General features: G+C 70.6%; 7 protein-coding genes (1 of these 7 running past the window's edge). 5 read left to right on the top strand and 2 right to left on the bottom strand.

Annotated elements, in window-relative coordinates; genetic code table 11:
• Nucleotides 1-18,553, bottom strand: the 5' end (the start) of a protein-coding gene (locus tag ACX1D1_RS00755) for a hypothetical protein (protein WP_459055514.1). 19,913 nt of this gene lie to the left of the window's left edge; 18,553 of the gene's 38,466 nt are visible here — the first part of the coding sequence; its start codon is at nt 18,551-18,553; its stop codon lies beyond the left edge, outside the window.
• Between the two features lie 384 nt (nt 18,554-18,937).
• Here ACX1D1_RS00755 and ACX1D1_RS00760 point away from each other — a divergent pair, with 384 nt between their 5' ends.
• Genes ACX1D1_RS00760 through panB form a run of 4 tightly spaced genes read left to right on the top strand, consistent with a single transcriptional unit; the run spans nt 18,938 to nt 21,835 of the window.
• The gene (locus ACX1D1_RS00760; RefSeq protein ID WP_459055515.1) at nt 18,938-19,672 is read left to right on the top strand and encodes a DUF2520 domain-containing protein; all 735 of its coding nucleotides are present in this window, start codon (nt 18,938-18,940) and stop codon (nt 19,670-19,672) included.
• Entirely contained in the window at nt 19,672-20,526 is an 855-nt protein-coding gene (gene panC / locus ACX1D1_RS00765; RefSeq protein ID WP_459055516.1) for a pantoate--beta-alanine ligase, read from the top strand. The genes ACX1D1_RS00760 and panC overlap by 1 nt, the downstream gene beginning before the upstream one ends.
• Nucleotides 20,526-20,915 carry an aspartate 1-decarboxylase gene (panD, locus tag ACX1D1_RS00770; protein ID WP_182800210.1) on the top strand — a complete coding sequence of 130 codons (390 nt, stop codon included), beginning with the start codon at nt 20,526-20,528 and terminating at the stop codon, nt 20,913-20,915. Before panC ends, panD begins: the two co-directional genes overlap by 1 nt.
• An 11-nt stretch (nt 20,916-20,926) precedes the next feature.
• A complete protein-coding gene (panB, locus tag ACX1D1_RS00775) occupies nt 20,927-21,835 on the top strand; it encodes a 3-methyl-2-oxobutanoate hydroxymethyltransferase (RefSeq protein WP_459055517.1) in 909 nt (302 codons plus the stop codon).
• 205 nt (nt 21,836-22,040) lie between these two features.
• Here the strand turns inward: panB and ACX1D1_RS00780 are convergent, their stop codons facing one another.
• A complete protein-coding gene (locus tag ACX1D1_RS00780) occupies nt 22,041-22,928 on the bottom strand; it encodes a VOC family protein (RefSeq protein ID WP_459055518.1) in 888 nt (295 codons plus the stop codon).
• Between the two features lie 136 nt (nt 22,929-23,064).
• Between ACX1D1_RS00780 and ACX1D1_RS00785 the strand changes: the two genes are divergently transcribed.
• The gene (locus tag ACX1D1_RS00785) at nt 23,065-24,462 is read left to right on the top strand and encodes a uridine kinase family protein (protein ID WP_459055519.1); all 1,398 of its coding nucleotides are present in this window, start codon (nt 23,065-23,067) and stop codon (nt 24,460-24,462) included.
• Nucleotides 24,463-24,788 lie beyond the last annotated feature (326 nt).

The raw sequence follows: 24,788 nt of genomic DNA on the forward strand, positions 1-24,788 counted from the left end.
CGGAGCCGATGGACAGGAACACTCCGAAGCCGGGCAGGGCCTTGAAGGAGCCGTCGCCGGTGATGGCGAAGTTGCGGCCCTCGCCGGCGATCGCCAGCGAGCCGATGGTAACCTTCGCGCCCACCGCGCCGAAGCTGGCCATCAGTGCGGAGCCGGTGGCGCCGGTGTCGAGCCGGAAGTCGCGCGCTGTCAGCGTCACGAACGTGCCGAGGCGGATCTCCAGGGTGTCGACGGTGAGCTGGAACGCCTGCACCCTGCCGTCGGCGAACGTCAGGGCGATCCGGAACGCCTCGTCGTCCATCGTGCCGTCGGGCCGCTTGTCGTCGGCAGTCAGCCGGTCCGACAGCGTGGCCCCGAAGGACTTACCCGGGAACAGCTTGGCGCCGCCGGTGGCGATGTAGATGACGCCGGTGAAGCCCGCCGACTCGGTGCTGGGCGCGCCGGCGGCCGGGAAGCGGACCTCGAGGCCCGAGATGCCGATGCGGATGTCGTCGAGCTCGAGGATGCTACCGAGGGTGATCTTCTTGTCCGGTTGGGCGGGCGCGATCGGGTCGGGCGTCTGACCGGGCTGGGTCGACGGCAACCCGTAGGCGAGTTCGGCCGTGCCGAGGCGGAAGCCGTTGCCGTAGATGGTGAGGCCCGGGATCTGGCCGGTGCTGAGCGCCTGATCGTTGTTGCGCGTGATGTTGGAGCCGAGTGCCGGGTCGTAGGGGCGCAGGCTGCCGGTGACGCCGAACGACGGGAACGTGATCGTGGCGGTGTTGATCCGCATGATCTCCTGGTCGGCGGCACCCTTCGGGTCGTAGCCGAAGCGGATGCCGGTGGCCTGCAGCCGCGCGACGTTCGGGATCTGCGCGTCGAGGGACGCGATCTGAATGCCCCACTTGCCGGTCGCGCTGATGTCGACGTTGCCGCCGAGCAACCCGAACACGTCGACGGCCAGCTCGAAGGAGCCCATGAGGCCGAGCAGATCGACGGTGACGCCCGAGTTGGTCTGGGCCGTCGACTGGGCGCCTGTGGTCGGGTCGCCGCCGAAGGACAGCGAGGCGCGCTGTACGCCGAGGATGACGGAAACGATGAGCTTGCCGTCGGAGAACCCGAAGCCACCCAGCCCCACGGTGGGGCCTTGCAGCGTGAGCGGGCCGAGGGTCATCGGGCCGCCGGAGGTGGATTCGCCGACGGTGCTCGCCGCGAGCGTGAGAACGAGCGTCTGAGCCTGGCTCGTGAGCGTGCCGCTGCGGGCGGCGTTGGCGGCGAGCTGGATGGTGATCGGGCCGGTCCCGGTGAACAGGCCGAGGGTGTTGGCCGTGTTCTTGTCCTTGAGGAAGTACCGGAAGGTCACCGACGTCGAGCCGGCGGCCTGGCCGGCCACGATGATCGGGGCGCCGAGGAGCTCGGGAGTGGTGCCTGTCACGTACTTGAGGTCGCCGACCTGGCCGGTGATCGTGAACGGGGCGACGGTCGCGTTGGCCGTGAAGTCCTTGTCGATGGGCAGCAGCGCACCGGCGTCGTCCTTCGCCAGCGACGTGTAAGAGATGTCGATGTAGCCCTGCGCGTTGAGTTGGGCCTGGCTGATGCTGGGGACCGCGAGCGACGCCACGGGGCCGGGCTTGGGCTGCAGCGGGGTGGCCTGGAAGGTGTAGAACTGCTCGGTCGAGCCGACCATCGTGCCGACCTGGGTCGACGGCGTGGGGCTGCCCGAGTCCTCCGCGATGACGGTGCCGGCCTTGAAGCGCACACTGACGATCGCCGTCCCGGCCGGAATCGTCACGGCGTAGCTCCAGGTGTTGGCGCTCCCGGACACCGGCGTCGGAGCGCCGAGCGTGAGCGGGGTGCCGCTCCCGCTCAGGGTGACCTCGAGTTCGTCGCCGTTCACCGAGCTGGTGCGGATCCGACCCGATGTGGTGCTGTACCTGACTGTGATCGCCGTCGCGGACGAGACGACAGCGCCGCGCAGCGGGGTGACGAGGTTGCCGGTGACCAGCACCGGGAACGTCTCGGCGGGGGCGGGCACCGGGCTGCTCGGGAACAGCTTGAAGGTGGTGACGCGGAACGTGCCGAGCTGGAATCCCGCCACCGGCGAGATGGTGAAGGTCGCGAAGCCTCCGAGGCTCACCACCGTTGTCGCGTCGAGCGTGATGGTGACCACCGCGTTGAGCAGAGCGAGGTCGAGGGTCCCGTTGGGCTGGCGCGTGACCCGGAGGCTGCCGCTCAGGGTGGCGATGTTGCCCGCCGTGATGACGACGGAGGTGATGCTCAGGCTGAAGCTGCCCGGGTCGACGCCGCCCGACATGCCACCCAGGGACCCGAGCGAGGAGAACATGTTCGACGTCGAGGTGTTGACCTGGAAGGCGACCGTGCCCGTGATGCCCAGCCCGTCGAGGCCGAGCAGGGCGATCGTTCCGGTTGCCCGGAGGGCCCAGCCGGTGCTGTCCGAACGGAAGGAGACGGCGGCGTTCTTGATCAGGACGCCGATGGCCTGGGGGTTGAGGGCGCCGTCGATCATCGACGGGCCGGAGCCGACAAAGATCTCGAGGCCGTCTCCATCGAAGTTGCCGCTGCCGTCGACCGAGAACTCTCCGGCGCGAATCTCCAGGATGGGGGGATCGCCGAAGTTGAAGTCGAGGTTCTGGACCACGAACTCGAACACACCGGTGGGTTCGGTGGCGAGCGGTGCCCTGACGTTGAGGCTGATGGTCTCGCCGTCGACCACGATGGACTGGGTGACGGCGACGTCGGTGGTGTTGAAACGGAAGCCGAGCGAGGCTCCGCCGGTGAAGCCGGGCACGGTGATCTTGGCCTCGCCGGTGATGATGCCCGCGACGCCGCCGGTGGTGGTGACGGTCGGCGCACCGGAGTTGGTGTCGGATCCGGCCGGGAAGATCACGATGAAGCCCGTGCCCGAGACGATGCCGGGGTTGTTCGCCGCGCTGACGGCGCCGATCTGCTGCCCCTCGCCCATGGTGAGGTTGGCCAGCGCGATGCGCGTGATCGCCGTCAGCCCGGTGCCGAGGCGCTCGAACGCGAAGTCCGCGGTGATCAGGAACGTCTCGTCCGGCGTGGGATCGGGGTTGTCCTTGATGACGAAGGTGATCTCGATGTCGTCCGCCGCGACGCGCACGAACGGGCCCTTGGGGAGCGAGAGCAGTCGGATGTTGGGCTGGAGGGCCGCCTTGTTTCCGACGCTTCCCCAGGTCACGGTGTAGCCGACGACGGCAGAGCCGTCGAGGATCCCGGTCACCCCGACGCCGGAGCCGCCGACGAGCGTGTCGAGTGCCGTCTCGACGACGGAGGCTGCCGCGCCGACGGCGATGGCGCCGGTGGTTTCGCCGTCGTCGATGTGGCCGTTGAGGTTGACGTCGAGGGAGAGCGTGAAGCTACCGGCGGGTGCCTGCACGTCGATCCGCTGGACCTCATTGACCGAACCCGTGCCCTGCGTGGTCGTGGCCACCGTCACGCCGGCGAACTGGAAGACCTCATTGACGACGACGCCTTGGCCACCCACCTGGATGGAGTTGAGCTGCAGGGTCAGCGCCGCGGAGATCCGGATGGGCAACCCGACGAGGGCGACGGCGCCAGAGATCTCGCCGGCGGTGCCGGTGGGCGTGATGATGAAGGCGCCCTGGCCGCCCGTGAGTCGCAGTCCGATGTCGTCGGTATCGGCGCTGGTAGGTCCGGGGTCCCCGACGAACAAGGACACCTCGGCGAACGCGATCCGCACGATCTTCGCACCCGCGGCCGTCTTGCGCTGCTCGAACACGGCGACGCCCGAAAGCTCCTGGCCGAAGATCTTGATCGTGGCCGGCTTCTCGGGCAGGCCCACCTGCACGAGCAGCGTGCCGGGTGCGAGGTCAATGGTTTCGGAGCTGCCGTTGAGCGTCACGGTCCGCGTGACCTGGCTGGTTCCGGTGTTGACGTTGATCACCACGTCGACGTCGATCAGCGCGTCGGGCACCGCGGTGGGGTTGACGGTGACGCCGGCCACCAGCGCACCGGCGACACCGGTGCGCGTGATCACGAAGAGGCCCGAGGCGACGGTGGCGCGGACGAACCACTGGGTGCCGTCGCCCAGTTCCAGCACGACGTCGTTCAGCGCGAGGGTGACTTCCTTGGTCACGGGGTTCTGCGAGAAGACGAAGTCGCCGGTGAGGCTCTGGCCCATGACCTCGAGGGCGATGTCGTTGGCGGCCACCGTGACGCCCGGGGTGATGACGACGCTGTCGACGATGCGGTTGCCGGTCAGGGTGTTGAGGCGGACCTCGAGGTTGCCGGAGAAGGTGACGCCCGGGATGAACAGTTCGACGGTGGCGGACAGCATGCCGGCCACGCCGCCCTTGCCCGCCGGGTCGGCGACCTTGCCCACGATGTCGAACGCGCCGGATCCGTTGCTCACGACGATGAGGTCGCGGTCGGCGGTGCCGATGCGCAGGCCGACGTTGTCGAAGCGGATCTTCGTGCTCTCCACGTCGTCCGGGGTGGCGAGGGTGCCGTCCAGGCCGGGGGTGGTGGACTTCGCGAAGGACACGTCCGCCGTGAGCACCTGGCCGGCGATGGTGAGGTTGATCTGGGTGGCGGTGACCTTGAGGTACGGGCCCGCGGGCAGCGTGAGCCGGAGGGTCTCCCCCGCGACCTCGAACGCCTCGTCGACGGAGACGCCGACGGTCTTGCCGCTGACGACGCGGCGGATGTCGCTGAGCTCCACGCCGACAGTGGCACTGGCGGTGAGCCCGTCGCCCAGGCGTATGGCGGCGGTGGCCGAGATCGTGCCGGCGAAGCCCTCCGGGGTGATCAGCAGGAGGGCGGTGCCGCCGCTCAGCCGCAGGCCGATGTCGTCGGTGAGGTCGGCACCGGTGCCACCGTTGTCGCCGACGAACAGGGCGACGTTGGCCCCGGCTATGCGGAGGATGCGGATGTCGTCGGTGGTGCCGAGCACACGGTCGGCGCCCGCGCCGGTGGCCTGCTCGAACATGAAGGTGCCGGAGATGGTCTGTTCGAAGACGGTGATGCCGCCGGTGATGGAGGCCCTGACGAACCGGCCCGCCGGCAGAGTGATGGTGGTCGCGCCGAGCGTGGTGGACACGGGTGCCGGGCCGGTGTTGACCTGGAGCCTGACGGTGAGCCCGCCGTTCAGCGAGAAGGGCACGTTGCTGAGGCCCACCAGGTTCACGCTGGCCGTGACGTCGAGCGCCAGACCGGCGGAGGTGAGGAGGAATACGCCCGAGCCGCCCGTGAGGCTGAGTCCCTTGTCGTCGACCCATGTCGGGTCGTCCACGATGCCGTTGGCTCCTACGTCGCCGAGGAACAGCTTGACGTTCTGCGCCGTGACCTTCACCACGCGCGCGGCGCCGACGCCGGTCTGGGCGAAGGTGAAGTCGCCGCGCAACTGCTGGCCCGCCAGGTCCAGGACCAGGCCGGTGGCGCGGATCTCGAACTTCGACGTGGCCGGGGCGGTGTCGATGACCAGCTTCATCTGGGCGGTCAGGGACACTCCGGGGACGTTGAGCGAGACGGTGCCGACGATGCCCGCGGCGGTCGTCGCCATCCCGGTGGCGCCGAGGGTCAGCGTGCCGGCGCCGCCCGTGAGGCTGAGCACGCCGTCGCCGATGCTGAGGCTGATGTTCGCGAGCACGATCGTCGTGGTGGCGCCGGAGCGCTCGAACGCGAGGTCGCCCGTCAGCGACTGGCCCGCGATGGCCAGCGTGATGCCGGCGCCGCCCACGCGGACGAACGCGCCCTGCTTGAGGTCGAGCGAGACGGTGCGACCGCCCACCGTGACGTTCTCCTTCACGGGCACCGTGGCCTGGTTCATCTGTAGGAAGAAGGAGCCGGAGATGGTGACGCCGTCGGGCAGGAGCGAGCCGAGGTCGAGTGTTCCGGCCAGGCTCATTGCCATGCCTGCGGAGGTCAGGACGATGATGCCGTCGACGCCGGTGAGGATCGCGGGGTCGGTGCCGAGTTGCACGCTACCCCCGGCCACGACGATGACCGTGCGGGTGACGCCGACCGAGTTGGCTGTCTGCTGGAACGCGAGCGAGGCCGTGAGCTTGATGTCGCCGAGTTGCACCACGATGCCCGCGCCCACGATGCGCAGGTAGGGACCCGCCTGGAGGATGCTGCCGTCGGCGAGGGTGACGGCCTGGGTGGCGCGGTTGATCTCGAGGCGCAGGTCCGCCGCGGCCACTGAATAGCCGCCGCCGAGCTGGATGCTGGTGTCCGTCAGCGACAGCTTGCCTGCGAACCCGGCATGACCGATGAGGAGAGAGCCGTTGAAGGTAAGCGTGTTGATCGGTGCCCCGAAGTTCGCGGTGAGGCCGGTGACGGCCACGTTGACGACCTTGGCTCCACCCACAGTGGTCTGTGCGAAGGTCAGGCTGCCGCCGCTCAGGACGAATCCGCCGACGGTGAGCTGGAGCGAGGTCACGGTCACGCTGAGGCTGCTGGTGGCGGCGGTCAGGGTGATGGTGAAGTTCCCGGTCAGCCCGACGTCGGGCAGGGTGAGCGCGGCGGTGCCGGTGACGGAGCCGGTGACGCCGGTGGCGTCGATGGTGAAGGAGCCTGCGGTGATGGTGAACACGGCGAACTCGGTGGTGCCGTCACCGAACGCGGCGCGGGCGTTCGCGAGCGTGATCTGTGTCGTGAAGTTCGGCGAGGTGCCCTGGCGGGTGAAGGTGAAGTCGCCGGTGATCTTCTGCCCGGCCACCTCGAGCGCGACGCCCGTGCCCTCGACGCGCAGGTACGGGCCGACGGGGAGGTCGAGGACGACGGTGGTGCCGTCGACCGTGATCGTCTCGTTCACCGCGACACCGGAGTTGACGGCGACGGTGAAGGTGCCGCTGAACTTCACGATGCCCGCCGGGATGAGGAAGGTGACGGTGCCGGTGACCCGCCCGGCAACGCCTGCCTCGGTGATGACGAACATCGCGGAGCCGTCGGAGAGCTTCACGCCTGCCGTCTCGGTGCCGATGGTGAGGCTGAGCGCCGAGGCGACGATGACGGCCTTGCTCGGCGGGGTGGTGCCGGCCGGTGCGCCCGGGGCGACGGGGCCCAGGATCTGGGTGAACAGGAAGACGCCCTTCAACTCCTGCCCGCTGATCGTCAGGACGGCGGGCGTGGCCAGGGTGCCGACCTGGATGCGCATCGAGCTCGGCGGGAGCGCGATGCCCTGCACGGTGCGCGTCGTGGTGGTGGTGTTTAGCTGGAGACCGATGGAGCCGGTGAGCTCGAACGCGTCGCCGGCGTTGAGCGCCAGGGAGGCCTCGAGGACCGTCGCGAGGCCGGCGGGGGTGAGTTCCAGCTCGCCGCTGGCGACTGTGGCCACGACGACGCCGTCGCCGAGGCTGAGGGTGAGCGGGTTGCCGCCGTCGCGGGCGGAAGTGCCGAACTTGAGGCGCAGGCCGCCGCCGGTGAGGGTCTCGATGGCGAAGGTACCGGTGAGGCTCTGTCCGGCCACGCCGAGGTTGAGGTCGCCGACGACGAGGAGGAACGGCGTCGTCGCGGTGCCCTCGGCGAGCGTGACCGCGTCGTCCCCGGTGCCCAGGACCTGTTCGGTCGTCGTCTGGTTGTAGAGTACCTGCAGCGTGCCGCCGAGAGTGAGGCCGGTGAAGCCGACGAGCTCGACCGTGCCGCTGATCGCGAAGAAGCGCCCGGTGCCGGAGCCACCGATGTACCCGCTCGCGTTGGAGATGAGGACGCCCTTGGCCAACGGGTTGAGAGACTTGTCCTCCAGGAACCCAGGGCCCTGGCCGACGAAGATCGTCAGGTTCTGCACCGACGTGTCGACGCCGAAGTTCATGGTGCCCGTGATCTCGACGAAGTCGCCGAACTTCAGTCCGCCGGTGATCGATCCCGCGACGAACGGACCCGAGACGGTGGCGATCTCGTCGTTGGTGGCGTCGCCGTCGTCGGAGACGACGAACACGATCGGGATGTCGACGCCGGCCACCGTGATCTCCCGGTCGATGGCCTGGGAGGTGCCGTTGTAGCGGACGCTGATCTCGGCGCCGGCGTCGAAGCCGCCGCCGGCGATCGCGACGGAGCCGGTGAAGAGGCCGGCGATGCCGCCGCTCAGCCCGGTGCCGGCGAGGAGCAGGAACGCACCCTGACCGTCGGTGACGCTGAAGCCGCTGCTGCCCGACCCGAGGGTCACCGAGACGCCGGTGAAGGCGATGACGGTATCGGTGCCGCTGCGGCTGACGAGGAAGCTGCCGGAGAACTCGGGGCCGCTGGTGCCGACCTTGAGGCGTCCACCGACGATCTCGACGTGCAGGAAGGTGCCGGCGGGCACGTCGATGCCGAGGTCGGGGCGGCGGACGGCAGACGGGATGGTGTTGACGGCGAAGCGGACGCTCCCGTCCACCGTGATGCCGGGGAGGGCGAAGACGCCCGAGATGTCGCCGCTGAACGATCCCGCGACCCCCTGGGCCGTGACGAGCAGCGCGCCGTCCCAGTTGTGCCCGGTGGTGACGGTGACGAACGTACCGAGGCTGAGGGTGAGGTTGTCGACGACGAGCGACACGTCGCCGGCGGCGGTGCGGCGGATGCTGACCTTCGTGGCGCCCAGGGTCTGCCCGGCGATGACGAGGGTGGCGGTGGTCACGTCGACCGCCAATGTGCCGAGGGCCGAGTCCACCGCGACGGCCACACTTCCACCGAGGGTCACGCCGGGGATGGCGACGACCACGGTGGCCGACAGGGAGCCGACGATGCCAGCGGCGGTCATGGTGAGGGTGCCGGTGACGGCGGTGGCGCGGACGACGGGCGACCCGACCGCGCCGAAAGCGAGCTCGCCGTTGCTGACTGCCACGCTGAGCGTGCTGCCGCTCTGGATGATCAGGACGTCTGCGGCGAGGCTCTGCCCGGCGATGACGATGCTCAGCCCGGTGCCCGCGAACCGCAGGTAGCTGCCCGTGGCTGCCGGGAGATCGACGGTGACGCTGCCGGTGCCCACCCGCATGGTCTCGGTGACCTTAAGGCCAGTGGTGTTGATCTCGACCGCGAGTGCGCCGGAGATCGCGAGGCCGGGGACGCCGGTGAGCGCGACCGTACCCGACACCCGGCCGGCCAGTCCGCCGCCCGAGGGCAGGACGAAGAGCGCGGTCCCGGCGGTGAGCGACAGGTCGGCCGTGCCCGCGGTGAACGACAGCGCGGCGTTCGCCACGGCGATGCGGGTGACGGTGGTGTCGTCGATGGTGCCGAGGATCTGGTCCGCCCCGGCCGCGGTCGCGCGCTCGAAGGCGACGTCGCCGCTGAGGCTCTGGCCGAGGATGCCGAGCGTGATGCCGGTGGCGGCCAGCCGTACGTACGGCCCGGCCTCGACGTCGATGGAGACCGTCCCTGCGCCGACGGCGAGGGTCTCGGTGACGCGCGCGGTGGTCGTGTTGAGCAGCAGGTCCAGGGTCCCCGAGAAGCTGAAGGGGGAAGTGACCGCCGCGATCGTGACGGTGAGGGTGCCCGCGACGCCCGCGTCGCTGATGATGAACAGGCCGCTGCCGGCGGTGGCCGTGAGCGGGCCGAGGGTGAGCGTGACGTTGTCGATGCCGATGCGGGTGACGACGGTGCCGGCGGTCGTGGTGCGGCGTTCGAGGGTGACGTCGGCGATCAGGCTCTGTCCGAGTACGGAGACCGTCAAGTTCTGGCCGCCGAGGCGGAGTAGGCCGGCGGGCAGTGAGGCCCAGCCGTCGACGGCGTGCGCCGACGTGGTCGTGTTGAAGGCGATGGTGACCATGCCCGTGATCGAGACGCCGGGGACCGCGACCGTGACGTCGACGGCGATGGCACCGTAGGTGCCGCCTGTAGTGAGGACGATGGTGGCCACGTCGCCGGTCTCACCCGCGGCGGGCTGCGCCAGGGTCACCAGCGGGGTGGCGCCGCCGAGGACGACGCGCGCGTTGCGGACGGTGAGCCGGGTTTCGGTGCTGATCTTCTGGACGACGACGTCGGCGGTGATCGTCTGACCCGCGATGGTGAGTGTGATGGCGGTGCCCGCGACGCGGACGTACCCGCTGGTTCCGCCCTCGGGGAGGACGAGGGAGGTCGTCACTCCACCGAGGACGAAGCTCTCGTTGACGGCCGCGGTGGCGGTGTTGAACTCGACGGCCACGCTGCCGGACAGGCTCACCTGCGGGACGTTGAGCGTGATGTCGCCGGAGATGCGGCCGGCGAATCCGGCGGAACTGAGCAGCAGGAGGGCGGTGCCGTCGGTGAGCGAGACGACGCCGGCGATGTCGAGGGCGACGTCGGTCGCGGCGATGCGCAGGACGGAGCGGCTGGGATCGGGCGTGCCCCCGGCGGTCAGGGCGGTGACCCGCTCGACCGCGACGGACGCGGTGATGCTCTGGCCAAGGACGATGAGGCTGAGCCCGGTGCCCTCGAAGCGGACGTATGGGCCGGCGGCGACGTCGAGGGTGCGGGTCTCGGTGCCGACGAGGATGGAGGCGGTGACCCGGGCCGCGGTGGTGTTGATCGCGAAGCTGACGGTGCCGCTCAGGGAGGCGGAGCTGCCGAGCTGCATCGTGGGCTGGCCCTCGATGCGCGCCGCCAGGCCGGTGGCGGTGAGGACGATGAGGCCGGAGCCGCCGGTGAGTCGGAAGCCGAGGTCGTTGGTGCCGGGACCGTCGCCGCGGTCGTCGCCGAGGAACAACGCGACGTTGCCGAGCCCGATGATCGTGGTGGCCACTCCGCCGGAGGTGCGGCGCTCGACAGCGACGTCGGCCGTGATGCTCTGGCCGGCGATGCTGAGGCTCGCGGCGGTGGCGCCGACGCGGAGGTACGGCCCGGCGGGGAGAGGCGTCGAGCCGACGGTGATCGCCGCGGCTGACGTGTTGACCGCAATGGTGGCGCTCGGCACCGTGAGCCCGGCGCTGGGAACGCTGAGGCTCGCGCTGAGGGTGCCCGCGATGCCGTCGGGGCGGATGACGAGGATGCCATCGATGTCGCCGAGGGTGACGGCACCGCCGAGGTCGATGGCGCCGTCGGTCACCTCGAGCTTGATGTCCTCGGTGGTGCGGCTGAAGGAGAACGTGCCGGTCAGGGACTGGCCGGCGAACGCGAGGGTCGCGGCGGAGACGACGAACTCCTTGAGCCCGATCTCGGCGGCGGTGAACTCGACCGCGACGCCCGGCTCCGTGCTGCCCGGAATCTCGATGACGGTGTCGACCGCCAGGCCGGTCGTGTTGATCCGGACGCTGGTGGTGCCGGTGACGGTCACGCCGGGCACGCCGATCAGGCTGACGGTGCCGGTGGCGACGAACGCGTGGCCGGTGCCGATCTCGACGACGCCGATGGTGGCGTCCGTCAGCAGCACGCCGACCGCGAGCGGGTTGATGCCGCCGTCGCTGGTGTAGGCGGGACCGCGGCCGAGGAAGATCGACAGGCCGTTACCGGCGAACACCTGCGCCGGGGAGCCGCCCACGATGGCGTCGCTGTAGGTGACGCTGCCCTCGATGGTGATGAAGTCGCCGATGGTGACGGTGACGTTCGACGCCGACAGGCTGAAGAACGGGTCGTCGGCCGCGGGGGCGGCGGCGATCTTGATGACCACGTCGGTTCCGCCGACGTCGACGACGGTGTCGATGGCGGTGGTCATCGTGTTGATCTGCAGCAGGACGGAGCCCTCGATGCTCACGCCGGAGCCGGAACCCGACGCGGTGCCGGAGATGAAGCCCGCAATGCCTCCGGACCGGAGGATCAGCGCGCCCTGGCCGCCGGTGAGACCGTCGGTGCCGACGGTCGCGGTGACGTTGGTGGCGGCGATGACGGTCTCGGCGGTGGGGCCGGCGCCCGACAGCGTGATCGCGACATCGGCCGTGAAGTTCCCGGCCGGGTCGGCGTCGTCGAGGGTGACGCTGAGGCCCTCCACGACCGCTCGCAGGTACGGACCTGCAGGCAGGTCGGTGGTGCCGACGGTCCGCGGCGACGGAGTGGTGTTGATCTCGACGGTGAAGGTGGGGGTCCCGAACGTGAGGCCGGCGATGGTGGGCAGCGTGACGGTGACGGCGAGGGTGCCGGCCACGCCGTCGGGGACGACGACGAGCGTGCCGTTGATGGCGGAGATGGTGACAGGGCCGAGGGAGGCGGTGCCGCCGGAGATGTCGACGGTGAGCACGCCCGCGCTGCTCTCGACCCAGATGTCGCCGGTGATGCTGACGCCCGCGAACGCGACGGCGAGCCCGTTGGCGCCGACGCGCACGGTGTCGATCGCGATGCCGCCCTGCGGGGAGGAGCTGGTGTTGAACTCGACGGTGAGCGACGCTGCCGCGATGGAGAGCCCGGGGACGTTCAGCGCGGGCGTGCCGCTGATCGAGCCCCAGACGCCGGTGGCGTCGGCGGTGATCGGGACGGTGGTGAGCCCGGTCAGCGTGACGGCGCCGTCGCCGAAGTCCACCGAACCGTCGGCGATGGCGACGGTGGTGGTTCCGGAGGCATGGGTGACTGTGACGGTACCGGCGATCCGCTGCCCGGCCACCTCGAGCACGACGTTCTCGCCGTGGACCCGCAGGTAGATGCCGGTGGGGAGCACGATCGACTGGTCGGTGCCGCCCACGGAGACGGTGGTGTCGACGGCGGCGGTGAAGCTCTTGACCTGCACGCTGAGCTCGCCGGTGAGCGAGACGCCGGTGAGCCCGACGGAGACGGTGCCGGCGAGGCTGGCGGCGAAGCCGTCGGCGGTGACCAGCAGCGCGCCGCTGGCGTCGTTGACGGCCAGCACGGTGGTGGCGCCGGACTCGAAGGTCAGCGACCCGTTCGCCAGGCCGGCGCGGAGCACCACGTCGCCGTCGGCATCGACGCTGCGTTCGATTGTCACGTCAGCGGTGAGGCTCTGCCCTGCCACGGTCAATTCGGCGGCGAGGACCTCGACGCGGAGGTACGGCCCGGCGGGCAGCTCGCCGATGGCGGCCGCGCCGGTGTTGACAGCGAGGCTGAGCGCGCCGGTGAAGGTGAGGCCGGTGACGGTGGAGGTCAGGGTGCCGACCGTGAGACTCCCCGCAGTGCCGGCCGCGGTGAGGACGAGATCGCCGCTGATGGCCCCGGCCGACAGCAGCGTCGTCGTGCCGGCCACGATGGTCAGCGTGCCGCCGGTGGCGTGGATGCGGGTGGTGGTGACGCCGGCGTCGGTGACGCGCGCGAATTCGAAGGTGGTGAACGACACCGACTGCCCGGCGAGCGTCAGCGCCACCGGGGACCCGGTGACCTTGACGTACCCGGCGCCGGCCGTGCTGAGGCCGAGGCTCAGGTCACCGCTGAAGGCCAGGCCGGGGAGCGCGATGGTGAGCTTGCCGGTGACCGTGGCGGCGAGGGTGTTGGCCGTGTCGTCGAACGTGAGTGTGTTGGTCGTGCCGGTGCCGGTGAAGGTGGCGAGCGTGGCGCCGCCGGCGGTGAACCCCATGCTGAGGTTGGCGACCGCGACGGTGAAGCCGCTGCCGGTCTTGGTGAAGGTGAGGTCTGCGGTGAGCTGCTGGCCGAGTACCGCGATCGTGAGGCCGACGCCGCTGAACTTCAGGTACGAGGTGGTCCCGGTGGCGACCTCATCGGGAGCGGTGAACGTGATGGCCACGGTGCCCGAACCGTCGGCGAAGTCGATCGTCTCGGCGACCGCCACCTGGAAGGTGTTGACCCGCACCACGAACGAGCCACTGACCGCGACCCCCGGGAAGCCCGTCAACGCGACGGCGCCGCGGGCGTCGAGCGCGTAGGTGGTGCCGGTGGCGGTGACCTGGACGACGAGGCCGACGACGGCGTCGCTGACGCTGAGCCCGCCGTCGAGGTCGAGGCTGAGGTCGCGGGCGGCGAGTGCGACGCGCACCGTGCCGCCGCCGAAGGTGACGGTGCCGGCAAGGCTGGCGTCGAGGTAGCCGGCCGCGACGATGGTGGCGGTGAGGGTGCCGCTGACCTCGGTGCCGAGGATCAGGGTGCCGGAGCCGCCGCTGATGCTGACGCTCTGGGCGGAGCCGCCGATGCTGGCGGTGGCCGCCAGTCCGCTGACCGACAGGCGGAACGTGTCGCCCTGGCGGGTGAGGACCGCGGTGCCGGTGAGGACGGCCGAGCCGACGGTGATGCTGGCGGTGGCCTGCACCGACAGCCCGGCGACGCCGTCGTAGCTGACGGTGACGGAGGAGAGGGTGACGCCGGTGGTGCCGCCGACGGTGACGGAGGGGACCGACAGGGACAGGGCGATGTCGCCGTTGTCGTCGAACGAGGTGACGGTGAGGCTGCCTTCGGCGATGGTCAGCACTGCCGGGCCGGTGCCGACGCTGCCGCTGACGCCCGTCGCCGTGATGGTGACGTTGGAGCCGGACTGGCTGATGGTCGCCGTCGCGGCGGTGAAGGTGCCGACGACGGTCGTGCCGGACTCGACGGTGACCGACAGGCCGTTGATGGTCAGGGTGAGGGTGCCTGCGTCGAGGTCGTCGGCGGCGAGCACGTAGGTGCCGGCGAGTGTGGCCCCGGCCTGGATCCGCCAGGACCCGACGGTGAGGTCGAGGGCCAGCGTGCCGGTGAGTGTGACCGAGCCGGTGTACTTCCCGCCGGACTCGATCGGGATCACGAAGGACAGCAGCACGTTGGTCAGCGACACCGCGTCGCCGAGGGTGAGGTCGCCGAGCGGGTGGTTGGTGACGCCGGTGCCGACGTACTGGGTGACGATGGCGACGACGTGGTCGTAGATGGTGGCGAGCGGCGAGCCGGCGACGTAGTCGGAGAAGTGCGGCAGGGCGGCGGTCAGTGTGCCGGTGGCGGGGTCCGCGGTGGTGGCAATGGCCTGGAGTGAGCCGTCGGGTGCGAGGTACCAGATGCGGGCGGCCGGGTCGGCGACGACGACGGTGAGGACCGGGGCGATCCGGAAGGTGGCGATCTCGGCGCCGGTGCGGGCGTCGATGGCACGCAGATCGTAGATCAGGGAGGCGGTGCGGAGGCCGGGGACGGCGTCGTCGCGGGCGGTGATGGTGATCCAGGCGTCAGCGGGGAGCGAGCCGGGGGCGAAGGTGAGGGTCGCGGCGCCTGCGGTGAGGGTGCCGCCCAGGGCTGCGGTGACGAGGACCGCGCCTGCTGGGGGTTCGAAGCTGGTGACCGCAGCTGCTGTGGGCTGCTCGACGGTGGTGACCGGAGCTGCCGTGGGCTGCTCGACGGTGGCGGTGAAGGTGACCAGGTGTACTGCGGTGCCGGTGAGGCTCGGGGCGAAGGTGGTGGAGACGTGCTGCCCGGCCGGGGGTCCGCGGCCCGCGTAGACCTCGAGGTCGCCGTCGGCGTAGACCGTGTCGAGCACGGTGGCCGAGGCGCGGAGACGGGCGAAGGTGAGTGCGATCGACGGGCCGTCGGTGGCCTTGTCCATGCCGATGACGATGGCCGAGGCGCTGCCGGCGGTGACGGCGGCGATGCCGACCGGGCCCTCCGAGGTCAGGGGCGCGCCGGGCGGGACGAGTGCGGCCACGTCTGTGGTCAGCACGGTGGCGGCGAACGAGGACAGCGGGACCGCTCCGACGGCAACCGCGAGGCCTCCGGCGGCGGCGGCGGGGGCGCCGGCCAGCGCGAGGGCGGCGGCCAGCGCCGGCACCACGGGGGCGGTGCCCGGGCGGGCCGTGGCCAGCGCGACGGATCCGTCGAGGGCCAGGACGTCGATCGAGCCGGCCAGCAGCGCGCGCAGCACGTCGGCGTTGACCCGGTGCGTGCCGAGCACGAGCGCCATGGCGTCGGCGTCGGCGGTGGCGGAGACGAACTGCTGCGCGGTGACCGAGACGTTCCCGGCGGCCGTCAGCGGGGCGCCGGAGCCGAGCAGCGCCGAGGTGTCGGCGTTGGAGACCAGGAGCGCCAGCGACCCGTCGCCGAGCCCGGTGGCGGTGCGCGTCTCGGTGGTGGTGGCCTTGACGGTGACGTCCGAGGCCCCGGTGACGCTCGAGTCGGTGAGGGAGGCGGAGGTGGTGGAGTCGGCGAGCAGCACCGCGATACCGGGGCCGTCGGCGCCGTCTGCGGTGACGGTGCTGCGGTCGGTGGCGGAGGCCGTGATGATCAGTCGACCACCGGCGAGGGTCAGGAACCCGCCGAAGAGGCCGGCGTCGGTCAGGCTGCGGAGCAGGCCGAGGGAGAACGCGCCGGGCCACTGCGCGAGCCGGTTGAGCGCCGCAACCTGGGTGGCGGAGAGACCCGCCTCGCTCAGGGTGGTGGCGTCGGGCGTCGGGCCCGCGATCGCGTCGAGGGTCAGGGTTCCGGTGGCGACGGCGTCCACGTCCACCCCGGCCGCGTCGACGTCGGTGCCGGACAGCCACGCGCTGGTGGTGCGGTCGATGCGTCCCGAGGCGGCGACGGCTGCGCCGGCGAGCTCCGCGTGGTTGCGGGCCAGCACCTGGAGCTGGCCGTCGGTCTGCACCGAGCCGCCATCGATCCCGGCGCGGGCCGAGCTGGTGGCGGAAAGCAACTCTGCGTCGAGGGGTCGGCTGCTGCCGTCGGTGGTCGCGGACACGGCGCGGGCGTCGGACGAGGCCAGGAGAGACACGGGGCCGTCGGCCAGCAGGCGGCTGTCGCGGACGAGCACGGCGGCCGACGAGGAGGCGGCTGATCCGCCCAGTGCGCGGGCATGGGCCTCAAGCGTGATGCCGCCGGCGGCGAGGGTCGCGTCGTTGACCTGCACGAGGGCGGAGGAGCCGGTCTCGCGTTCGTCGGACGCGATCATCGTGATGGCGCCGGAGCCGGTGTCCACGAAGGAGCCCGCGGCGACGGTGATGTGACGGGCGCGGATGATGAGTTCGGGACCGGTCTCCGTCAGCCGAATCTCGCCGGTGATCCAGAGCGAGCCGCCGGCGACGGTCACGATGATGCTCAGCAGCCCGGTGGTGGCCGTCGCATGCTGGGTGCCGTCTTCGGCGGTGAAGACCAGTTGCTCGGTGTCGGAGTCGTAGCTCAGCGTGCCCCCGTTGACGGAGCCGTCGAGGGTGGCGGTGGTGCCGTCCACGTTCCACGCGCTGCCACCCTCTGCCGCGAAGGCTGCGGGGGGCGCGTCGGATGAGGGGGCGATGAGCGCCACGCTCTCGGCCTCGTCGGACTCCAGGGGGGCCGCCGGGGTGTCAGTCTCGGGGCTGTCGGCCTCGGCGTCGGCGCCGGGTTCGGCGGCCGCCGGAAGGCCGGTCCCATCTTCGGTCAAGGCTGTCGGGTCGGACGTCTCGGCGGTCTGCCCGTCGTCGGCTGTCTCAGTGTCGGTGGCCGCGGCGGGATCGCTGGCGGGCTCGGCGCCGGCCGGGGCTTCGTCGGACTCGACGGCGGGCTCGGCGGCAGGCACGGCCTCGGCTGCCGGCGCCGGAGCAGGTTCAGGGGCCGGTTCGAGCTCGGGGGCAGGTTCCGGTGCCGGATCGGGCTCGGGGGCAGGTTCAGGCGCGGGCTCGGGGGCCGGTGCAGGCTCAGGTTCGGGGGCCGGTGCAGGCTCAGGTTCGGGGGCGGGCTCCGGTGCCGGCTCCGGCTCAGGCAGGAACGAGGAGCTCACGCCGTGGCTCTCGCCCGGCTCGAGCGTGTCGTCCATCAGTCCGGAGCTGTGCCCGAGGCCGATAGCATGGCCCACCTCGTGCCGCACGACGGTGATGAGGCTCATCCGCGACCAGCCCCAGCCGGCCGCGTCGGCGTCCACCACGATCGAGGTTCCCGACGCGGACCCGAGCCCCGTCCCGGAGAGGTCGCCCACGGACGCCGAGATGCCGGATATGTCCGCGCCTGCGGACTCCCACTCGGACTTCGCCTGCGAGAGGGCTGCGGCGAGGTCGCCGGAACTCAACGCATCCGTCACAGGGTCATCGGGGAGGCTGGACGCGGACATGCCCTCGGGTTGTTCCTCGGGCTCGGTGGCTTGCTCCTCGGGTTCGGCGGCACTCTGCTCAAGGTCCGGACTCGGCTCAGGATCGGTGGTCTCGGTGACCGCCGGCGACGGACTGGGCACGGTCACCTGGACGTTGTCGTCGCCGGAGATCGAGGCCTCAGAGCCGTCCGCCATGGGACAGGAGATGGATGCCTGCTCCCCGTTGGTTCCGCCCACCGTCGTGCACTGGCTGGTTGACAGCGCCTTGGCAAGGGCCTCGAGCGCTTCCTGGAGCCTGGCGTCGGCCTCGGCCTCGGCCTTCTCGGCCTCCGCGATCGCCTGCTCCTGCGCCAGGACCTCCTGTTGCTGGCGGACCACCTGCTGCTGGACCTGCACCTGCTGCGTCTGGCGCTCCTCCTGCACCCGCCTGGCCTGCTGGACCTGGGCCTCCAACCCCTTGAGAGCCTCGTCGATCCGGGCCCGGGCCTCGTCTGCGGGGAGCACCACAACGGTGGAAGAGTCAGGCAGCCTGAGGATCCGCACCACTGGGCGCGACGTCTCGTCGGAGAGGAGCGACGGTGAAGCGGGATCGACGGCGGGTTCAGTGGCCGGCGGCGGCTCGGCCGGATCGGCGGAGGCCTGCTCCGGCATGAAGACGGTCAGCCCGAACACTAGGGCCAGGGACGTCGCCAGCCCGACGAGACGATGCCCGCGGTGGGGGGCCGCAGCGGAGCCGCCTGGTCCACCCTGGTGGGTGGACGAACCTGGTGATTCCGCGTCCATGGCACCCCCTCGTTGGGTGAGTCGATCGGACGAACGACTTCGACGCTAGGCGCGTTTCTTGAGCGACCACAAGACTTACTTTCGGTACCCCCTCCCGGTCTCATCCACCGCATTGCCCTCCACTCCCGGGCTGATGGCGGTTGACTAGGGGTGACACACCTTCGGAGCCACCAGCCCTCTCGATTGCGCCCCGGCCTCGGCGGCAAGAAATCGCGTCTACTAGTTGCCTGGCGCGACATATCTCGCGCGGCGCAGGTACTACACTTCGTCGTAGTTATGCCCACTTCCGGTCGTGCCCGGCGCCCGCCCCCGGGCACGACGCGAGCTTCTCGGCAACCTCGTCTACAGTTACTGCACCCACCCCCCGTTCCTCAAGGAGCTCCCATGGACGATGTACTGACGCGTCCGCGCGTCGCCGTCGTCGGTGGAGGTCGACTCGGCACGGCGCTGACCGCCTCGCTCCGGAAATCCGGATGGGACGTCCAGGGGCCCCTCGGGCGAGGCGCCGACCCCCGCACAGCCGGCATCGTGCTGCTGTGCGTTCCCGATGGCCAGATCGCCGACGCGGCCGCGGGCCTGACGCCGCGGGCGGACCTCCTTGTCGGGCACTGCTCCGGGGCCACGCCGCTCGACGTCCTCGGCCCCCACGAAGCCCTCGGCCTGCACCCGCTGATGACCGTCCCGGCCTCCGGCGCCACCGTGTTCGCCGGCGCGACGGCGGCGGTCGCGGGGACCACCGGGCGTGCGCTCGAAGCCGCCACTGCGCTGGCCACGTCGCTCGGTATGACTCCTGTGGAGATCGCCGACGACGCACGCCCCGCCTACCACGCCGCGGCCTCGGTGGCCTCCAACTTCCTCCTCACCCTCGAGGACCTGGCCGAGCGACTCGCGGCCTCGGCTGGGGTACCGCGCGAACGGCTGGTGCCGATGGTCCGCGCCACCGTCGACAACTGGGCCAGGGCGGGAGCCGCCCCCGTGCTGACCGGGCCAGTGGCACGCGGCGACCACGCCACCGTCGCCAGACAGCGCGCCGCCGTCGAGCAGCTGAGCCCGGCGGATCTGGACCTGTTCGACGCCATGGTCGCGGCCACCTCACGGCTCGCTGAAAGGGGACGCTGATGAGGATTGTGCGGACTGTCGCGGCGCTGCGCGAGGCCCTCGCCGACGCCGGGCGCTTGGGGTTCGTGCCCACCATGGGCGCGCTGCACGAGGGGCACCTGACGCTGATCTCCGCCGCCCGCGACGAGTGCGACACGGTGGTCACCTCCGTCTTCGTCAACCCCACCCAGTTCAACGACCAGATAGATCTGGCCGCCTACCCGCGCGACGAGGCCCGCGACGCCCACCTCGCCGACAGCGCCGGCACGGACCTGCTGTTCGTCCCCGCCGTCGAGGAGATGTACCCGCAGGGCTACGCCACCACCGTGAGCGTGCGCGGGGTGAGCGAGCCGCTTGAGGGCGCCCACCGCGGCGCCGCGCACTTCGACGGCGTGGCCACCGTGGTGGCGAAGCTGCTCATCGCCGTCGCGCCGGACGTGGCCTACTTCGGGCAGAAGGACGCGCAGCAGGTGGCCGTGGTCCGGCGCCTCGTGACGGACCTCGGGCTGCCGGTCGAGATCGCCGTCTGCGCCACGGTGCGCGAACCAGACGGCCTGGCGATGTCCAGCCGCAACGTCCGGCTCGGCCCCGACGACAGGCTGCGCGCGCTGGCGCTGAAGGCCGGGCTCGAGGCAGCTTCCGCGGCAGTGGCAGGCGGCGCCGACCCGCGCGCCGCCGAGCGCGACGGGGCGGAGGCCATGCTCAGCCGCGGCGTCGAGCCGGAGTACCTCGCCGTCGTGGACCCGGACACCTTCTCCCCCGCCCAGGACCTCACCCGTCCCACCCTCGCCGTCGTCGCCGCCCGCGTGGGCGCCGTCCGGCTCATCGACAACCAACCCATCCCGCCCGTGACCCCCAGCCAGGAGGCCCGCTGATGCACCGCACCATGTTGAAGTCCAAGATCCACCGCGCCACCGTGACCGACGCGGACCTGCATTACGTCGGCTCGATCACCGTGGACCCGGACCTGCTCGAGGCCGCCGACATCCTCGAGCACGAGCAGGTTGCGGTGGTGAATGTGGACAACGGCGCACGCTTCGAGACCTACACGATCGCGGGCGAGCGCGGCTCCGGCCAGATGAAGGTCAACGGCGCCGCGGCGCGCCTCGTCCACCGCGGCGACACCATCATCGTCATCTCCTACGCCCAGTACGACCGCGCCGAGCTGGCCACTTACGAGCCTGTCGTCGTGCACGTGGAGGCGGGGAGCAACGCCATCATCGACATCGACGCCGAGGTCGCCACCCTGCTCACCGGACGCTGAGGCGCCCGCCCATGTCAGCCCGGCCCCGCCACGGAGGCGCCCCCGCCGCCGGATCCCGCGTCACGACGTCGGACCTAGCGGACATGAAGCGCGCCGGGGAGGCGATCGTCATGGTCACCGCCTACGACTACCCGGGCGCGCTCGCGGCGGAGGAGGCCGGCGTCGACGTGGTCCTGGTGGGCGACTCGGCAGCCATGACCGTGCTCGGCTACCCGAGCACTACCGAGGTGACCGTCGACGAGATGCTGATGCTGACCGCGGCGGTGCGGCGGGGCCTGGGCGCTCCGATGTTGGTGGGCGACCTGCCCTTCGGCTCGTACGAGCACAGCGACGAGCAGGCAGTGGCGACGGCGCGCCGCTTCGTCGACGAGGCGGGCTGCGACGCGGTGAAGCTGGAGGGCGGCGGCGAGGCGTCGGTGTCGCGGGTCCGGGCGATTGTCGCGGCTGGGATTCCAGTCATGGGTCACGTCGGGTTGACCCCGCAGACGGCAGCCGAGTTGGGCGGATTCAAGGCACAGGGACAGACCGCGGACGGTGCTCGACGGGTGGCCGCGGAAGCGCTCGCGCTGCAGGAGGCCGGCTGCTTCTCGATCGTGTTCGAGGCCATCCCAGCCGCGGTGGCCGAGGCGATCATGCCCTCGATGGACGCCGTCGTGATCGGCATCGGTGCGGGCCCCTCCACCGACGGGCAGGTGATGGTGTTCCACGACCTGCTGGGCATGTCGTCGGGTGGGTCGGCGCGGTTCGTCAAGCGCTACGCGGACCTGCACGGCCGGGTGGTCGACGGCCTCCGCGGGTTCGCGGCCGAGGTCCGCGACGGCTCCTACCCGGCACCCGAGCACTGTTACGGCATCAACGCCGAGGAGTTGGCGGCCTTCCGCGGGAAGTCCGCCGCACACTCCGCCTCTCCCGCTGGTTGAGCCTGCCCCCCAGCCGCTGGCTGAGGTGCCGCGCAGCGACCTCGACCCCCAACCGCTGGCTGAGGTGCCGCGCAGCGGCCTCGAAGCCTAGGAAACGTGAGCCGACAGCGTCACTTTTCTGAGGCTTCGAGGCTCGTCGCTGCGCTCCTCGCGCCTCAGCCAACGGGAAGCGCCACGCGGCGGCGCTCCCCCTGTCGGGGCGCCCTCAGAACGCCGCGATCTCCAGCTTCTTCATCCCCATCATCGCCTGGAAGGCGCCGGGACGCTCCATGAGTTCCGCCATGTTCGACGGCGTCACCTGCCAGCTGACCCCGAACCGGTCCGCGCACCACCCGCACGCCTCGGCCTCGGGCACCTCGCTGAGCGCGGCCCAGTACCGGTCGATCTCGGCCTGATCGTCGCAGCGGATCTCCAGGGAGACGCCGGGAGTGAACGTGAAGGCGTGGTCAACCTCTGAATCCATCAGCGAGAACCACTGGCCGAGCAGCCGCACGACGGCGAACTCGACCTGGCCCGGGGACGTCGCGTCCGGCGCCTCCTCAGGCACGCGGACAGTCACCTCCGAGTCCGGGAACACGGAGGTGTAGCGCTCCAGCGCCTCGCCGCCCCTGCCCTTGGCCGCCCCCGCAAACAGGAGGCACGGCACTATGAAGGGCCTCGGCTCGGCGTCGGGATCCGACAGGACGAGCTGCCAGGACACGCCGAACTTGTCCTGCAGCCACCCGAATCTGCGGCTGTAGGGGTACTCGCCCAGCGGCATCAGCACCTCGCCGCCGTCAGCGAACGCATCCCAGACACGGTCCAGCTTCTCGCGGGCTTCGTCATCTTGCGACGGGTCGAAGTACAGCAGGAAGGACACCGATGGGTTCGCCCTGAATTCGGGTCCGGCGTTGATCGCCCCGAACGCGTAGCCGCCCACCTCGAACTCGAGGTAGAGCACATCTCCGGCGAAGTCCTGCTGGAAGTCGGTCAGCCCCTCCGTCGGGTAGTGCTGCGTGACGGTTACCCGGGCGTCCGGAAGAACCGAACAGTAGAAGGCGGCGGCGCTCGCGGCGGAGTGGTCGAACCAGAGGTTCGGCACGATCTTCTGCATCGCATATCCCCTTGTCATCGGGACGTCGACGTCGAGCGTCGACGCTCATCCAGTAGAGGCCCTCGACCTTACGCCGCCATAGCCGGCGGAACCAGGGCCGTCAGGGGTACCGTCGGATGGATCGAAAGGAACCGCCATGCGCGAGACCCACCTCCGCCAGGGGCGGCAGACGGTCAAGCTCGGCTTGATCAAGGTGATTCACGACCTGTTCCCCGACGAGCGCCTCAAGACCTCCTATTCGATCCTCGAGGGGGTCTTCTGCAACCTCGTGGGGTCGGCGCTGTCGACCAGGGAGGTGAGCCTGATCGACGCCAGGCTCAAGGAATGGGCCGCCGACCCGGCGAGCAGCATCGTCTCCCTCGGCCGCGACGGCGGCTACCACGTCTATCAGGTGGGCGATCTCGTGGCCAGGGTGGTGTATCCGGTGATCATGGATCCGACGCAGGTTGAACCCTTCCAAGTGATCCCCTTCGCACAGGGCTTCATCGTGGACTTCGGCGACGTGGACAAGGGCAACGGCGTCCCTCTGATCCCCCCGACCCACCTGTCGGCCGCCTACGCGGAGAGCCAGGAGTGGCTGGACCGCATCGACGTCGAGGTGGTGGCCGACGTCAACGCCTACATCCTCTCCGGACGCTCGACACGACTCATCAGCATCGCGGAGGCCCTCCACGAGAAGCTTCTCGCGGACATCGCCGACGTCATCCTGGCCGAGCGACGGGCGCTGCGCATGCTGGCGATCTCCGGGCCGTCGTCGTCCGGGAAGACCACCACCACGCAGCGCCTCGCGACGCAGCTCGAGGTCAACGGCCTGAAACCCGTATCCTTGTCGCTGGACAACTACTTCCTCAATCGCGATCGCACACCTGTGGACCCCGACGGCAGGTACGACTTCGAGAGCCCCGATGCGCTGGACCTCACCCTCCTCACGCACCACATTGCTGAGTTGGTGGACGGCCGCCCCATCGAGGTCCCTACCTTCGACTTCATCACCGGCAGCAGGATGCCGGACACCACCCGGCTCCAGGTGGGGCCTGCGGAGATCCTCCTGATCGAGGGCATCCACGCGCTCAACCCCAGATTGATGGAAGGTGTCAAGCGCAACGCGGTATTCAAGGTGTACGTGAGCGCCCTTGGCGGGCTCAACATCGACCTGATGAACCGCGTGCCGACGACGGAGGTCCGGCTGCTGCGCCGGATCGTGCGCGATCACAGGGATCGCGGCATCTCCCCTGAGTTCACGATCGGCCAGTGGGACAGCGTGCGTCGCGGGGAGTACGCGCACGTCTTCCTGTTCCAGGAGGACGCGGATGTGATGTTCAACTCCAGCATGCTGTACGAGTTGAACGCGTTGAGGCCGTTCGCGGAGGCGGCGCTGGCGACGATCCCCGACGGTAGCCCAGCCGTGGACACGCGGGACAGGCTGCTGAACCTGCTGACCTTCTTCGAGCCGCTCGACACCGAGAGGGTCCCGTTCAACTCGATCCTGCGGGAGTTCATCGGAGGAAGCCTCTACGCGCCGCCCGCCGGCTGAGGCGCGAGGAGCGCAGCCACGAGCCTCGAAGCCTCAGAAACGTTCCTAGTCAGCTCACGTTTCATAGGCTTCGAGGCCGCTACGCGGCACCTCAGCCCGCTGTAACGCGAGGAGCGAAGCGACGAACCCACACCCCTCCCCGATCCCTGAGGGTCGCCAACGCCGAAGGCGCGGGCGGCGTCTCGAAGGGTCGTGACCCCCACCCGACAAGCAGTCCCGCTGCCGGGTCGCGCCACGACCCTTCGAGACGCCCGCCAGTCGCTGACGCGACGCGGGGCTCCTCAAGGACCGATGGGCCCCCGCCGGCGGGGGTGGCACCCCTCAGC

This window comes from Tessaracoccus luoxuelianae (assembly GCF_054483915.1).

Bases quoted from the DNA above. Each gene is read 5' to 3' on its own strand.
- ACX1D1_RS00760 (WP_459055515.1), top strand. From the start codon at position 18,938: ATGGACGATGTACTGACGCGTCCGCGCGTCGCCGTCGTCGGTGGAGGT.
- panC (WP_459055516.1), top strand. From the start codon at position 19,672: ATGAGGATTGTGCGGACTGTCGCGGCGCTGCGCGAGGCCCTCGCCGAC.
- panD (WP_182800210.1), top strand. From the start codon at position 20,526: ATGCACCGCACCATGTTGAAGTCCAAGATCCACCGCGCCACCGTGACC.
- panB (WP_459055517.1), top strand. From the start codon at position 20,927: ATGTCAGCCCGGCCCCGCCACGGAGGCGCCCCCGCCGCCGGATCCCGC.
- ACX1D1_RS00780 (WP_459055518.1), bottom strand. From the start codon at position 22,928: ATGCAGAAGATCGTGCCGAACCTCTGGTTCGACCACTCCGCCGCGAGC.
- ACX1D1_RS00785 (WP_459055519.1), top strand. From the start codon at position 23,065: ATGCGCGAGACCCACCTCCGCCAGGGGCGGCAGACGGTCAAGCTCGGC.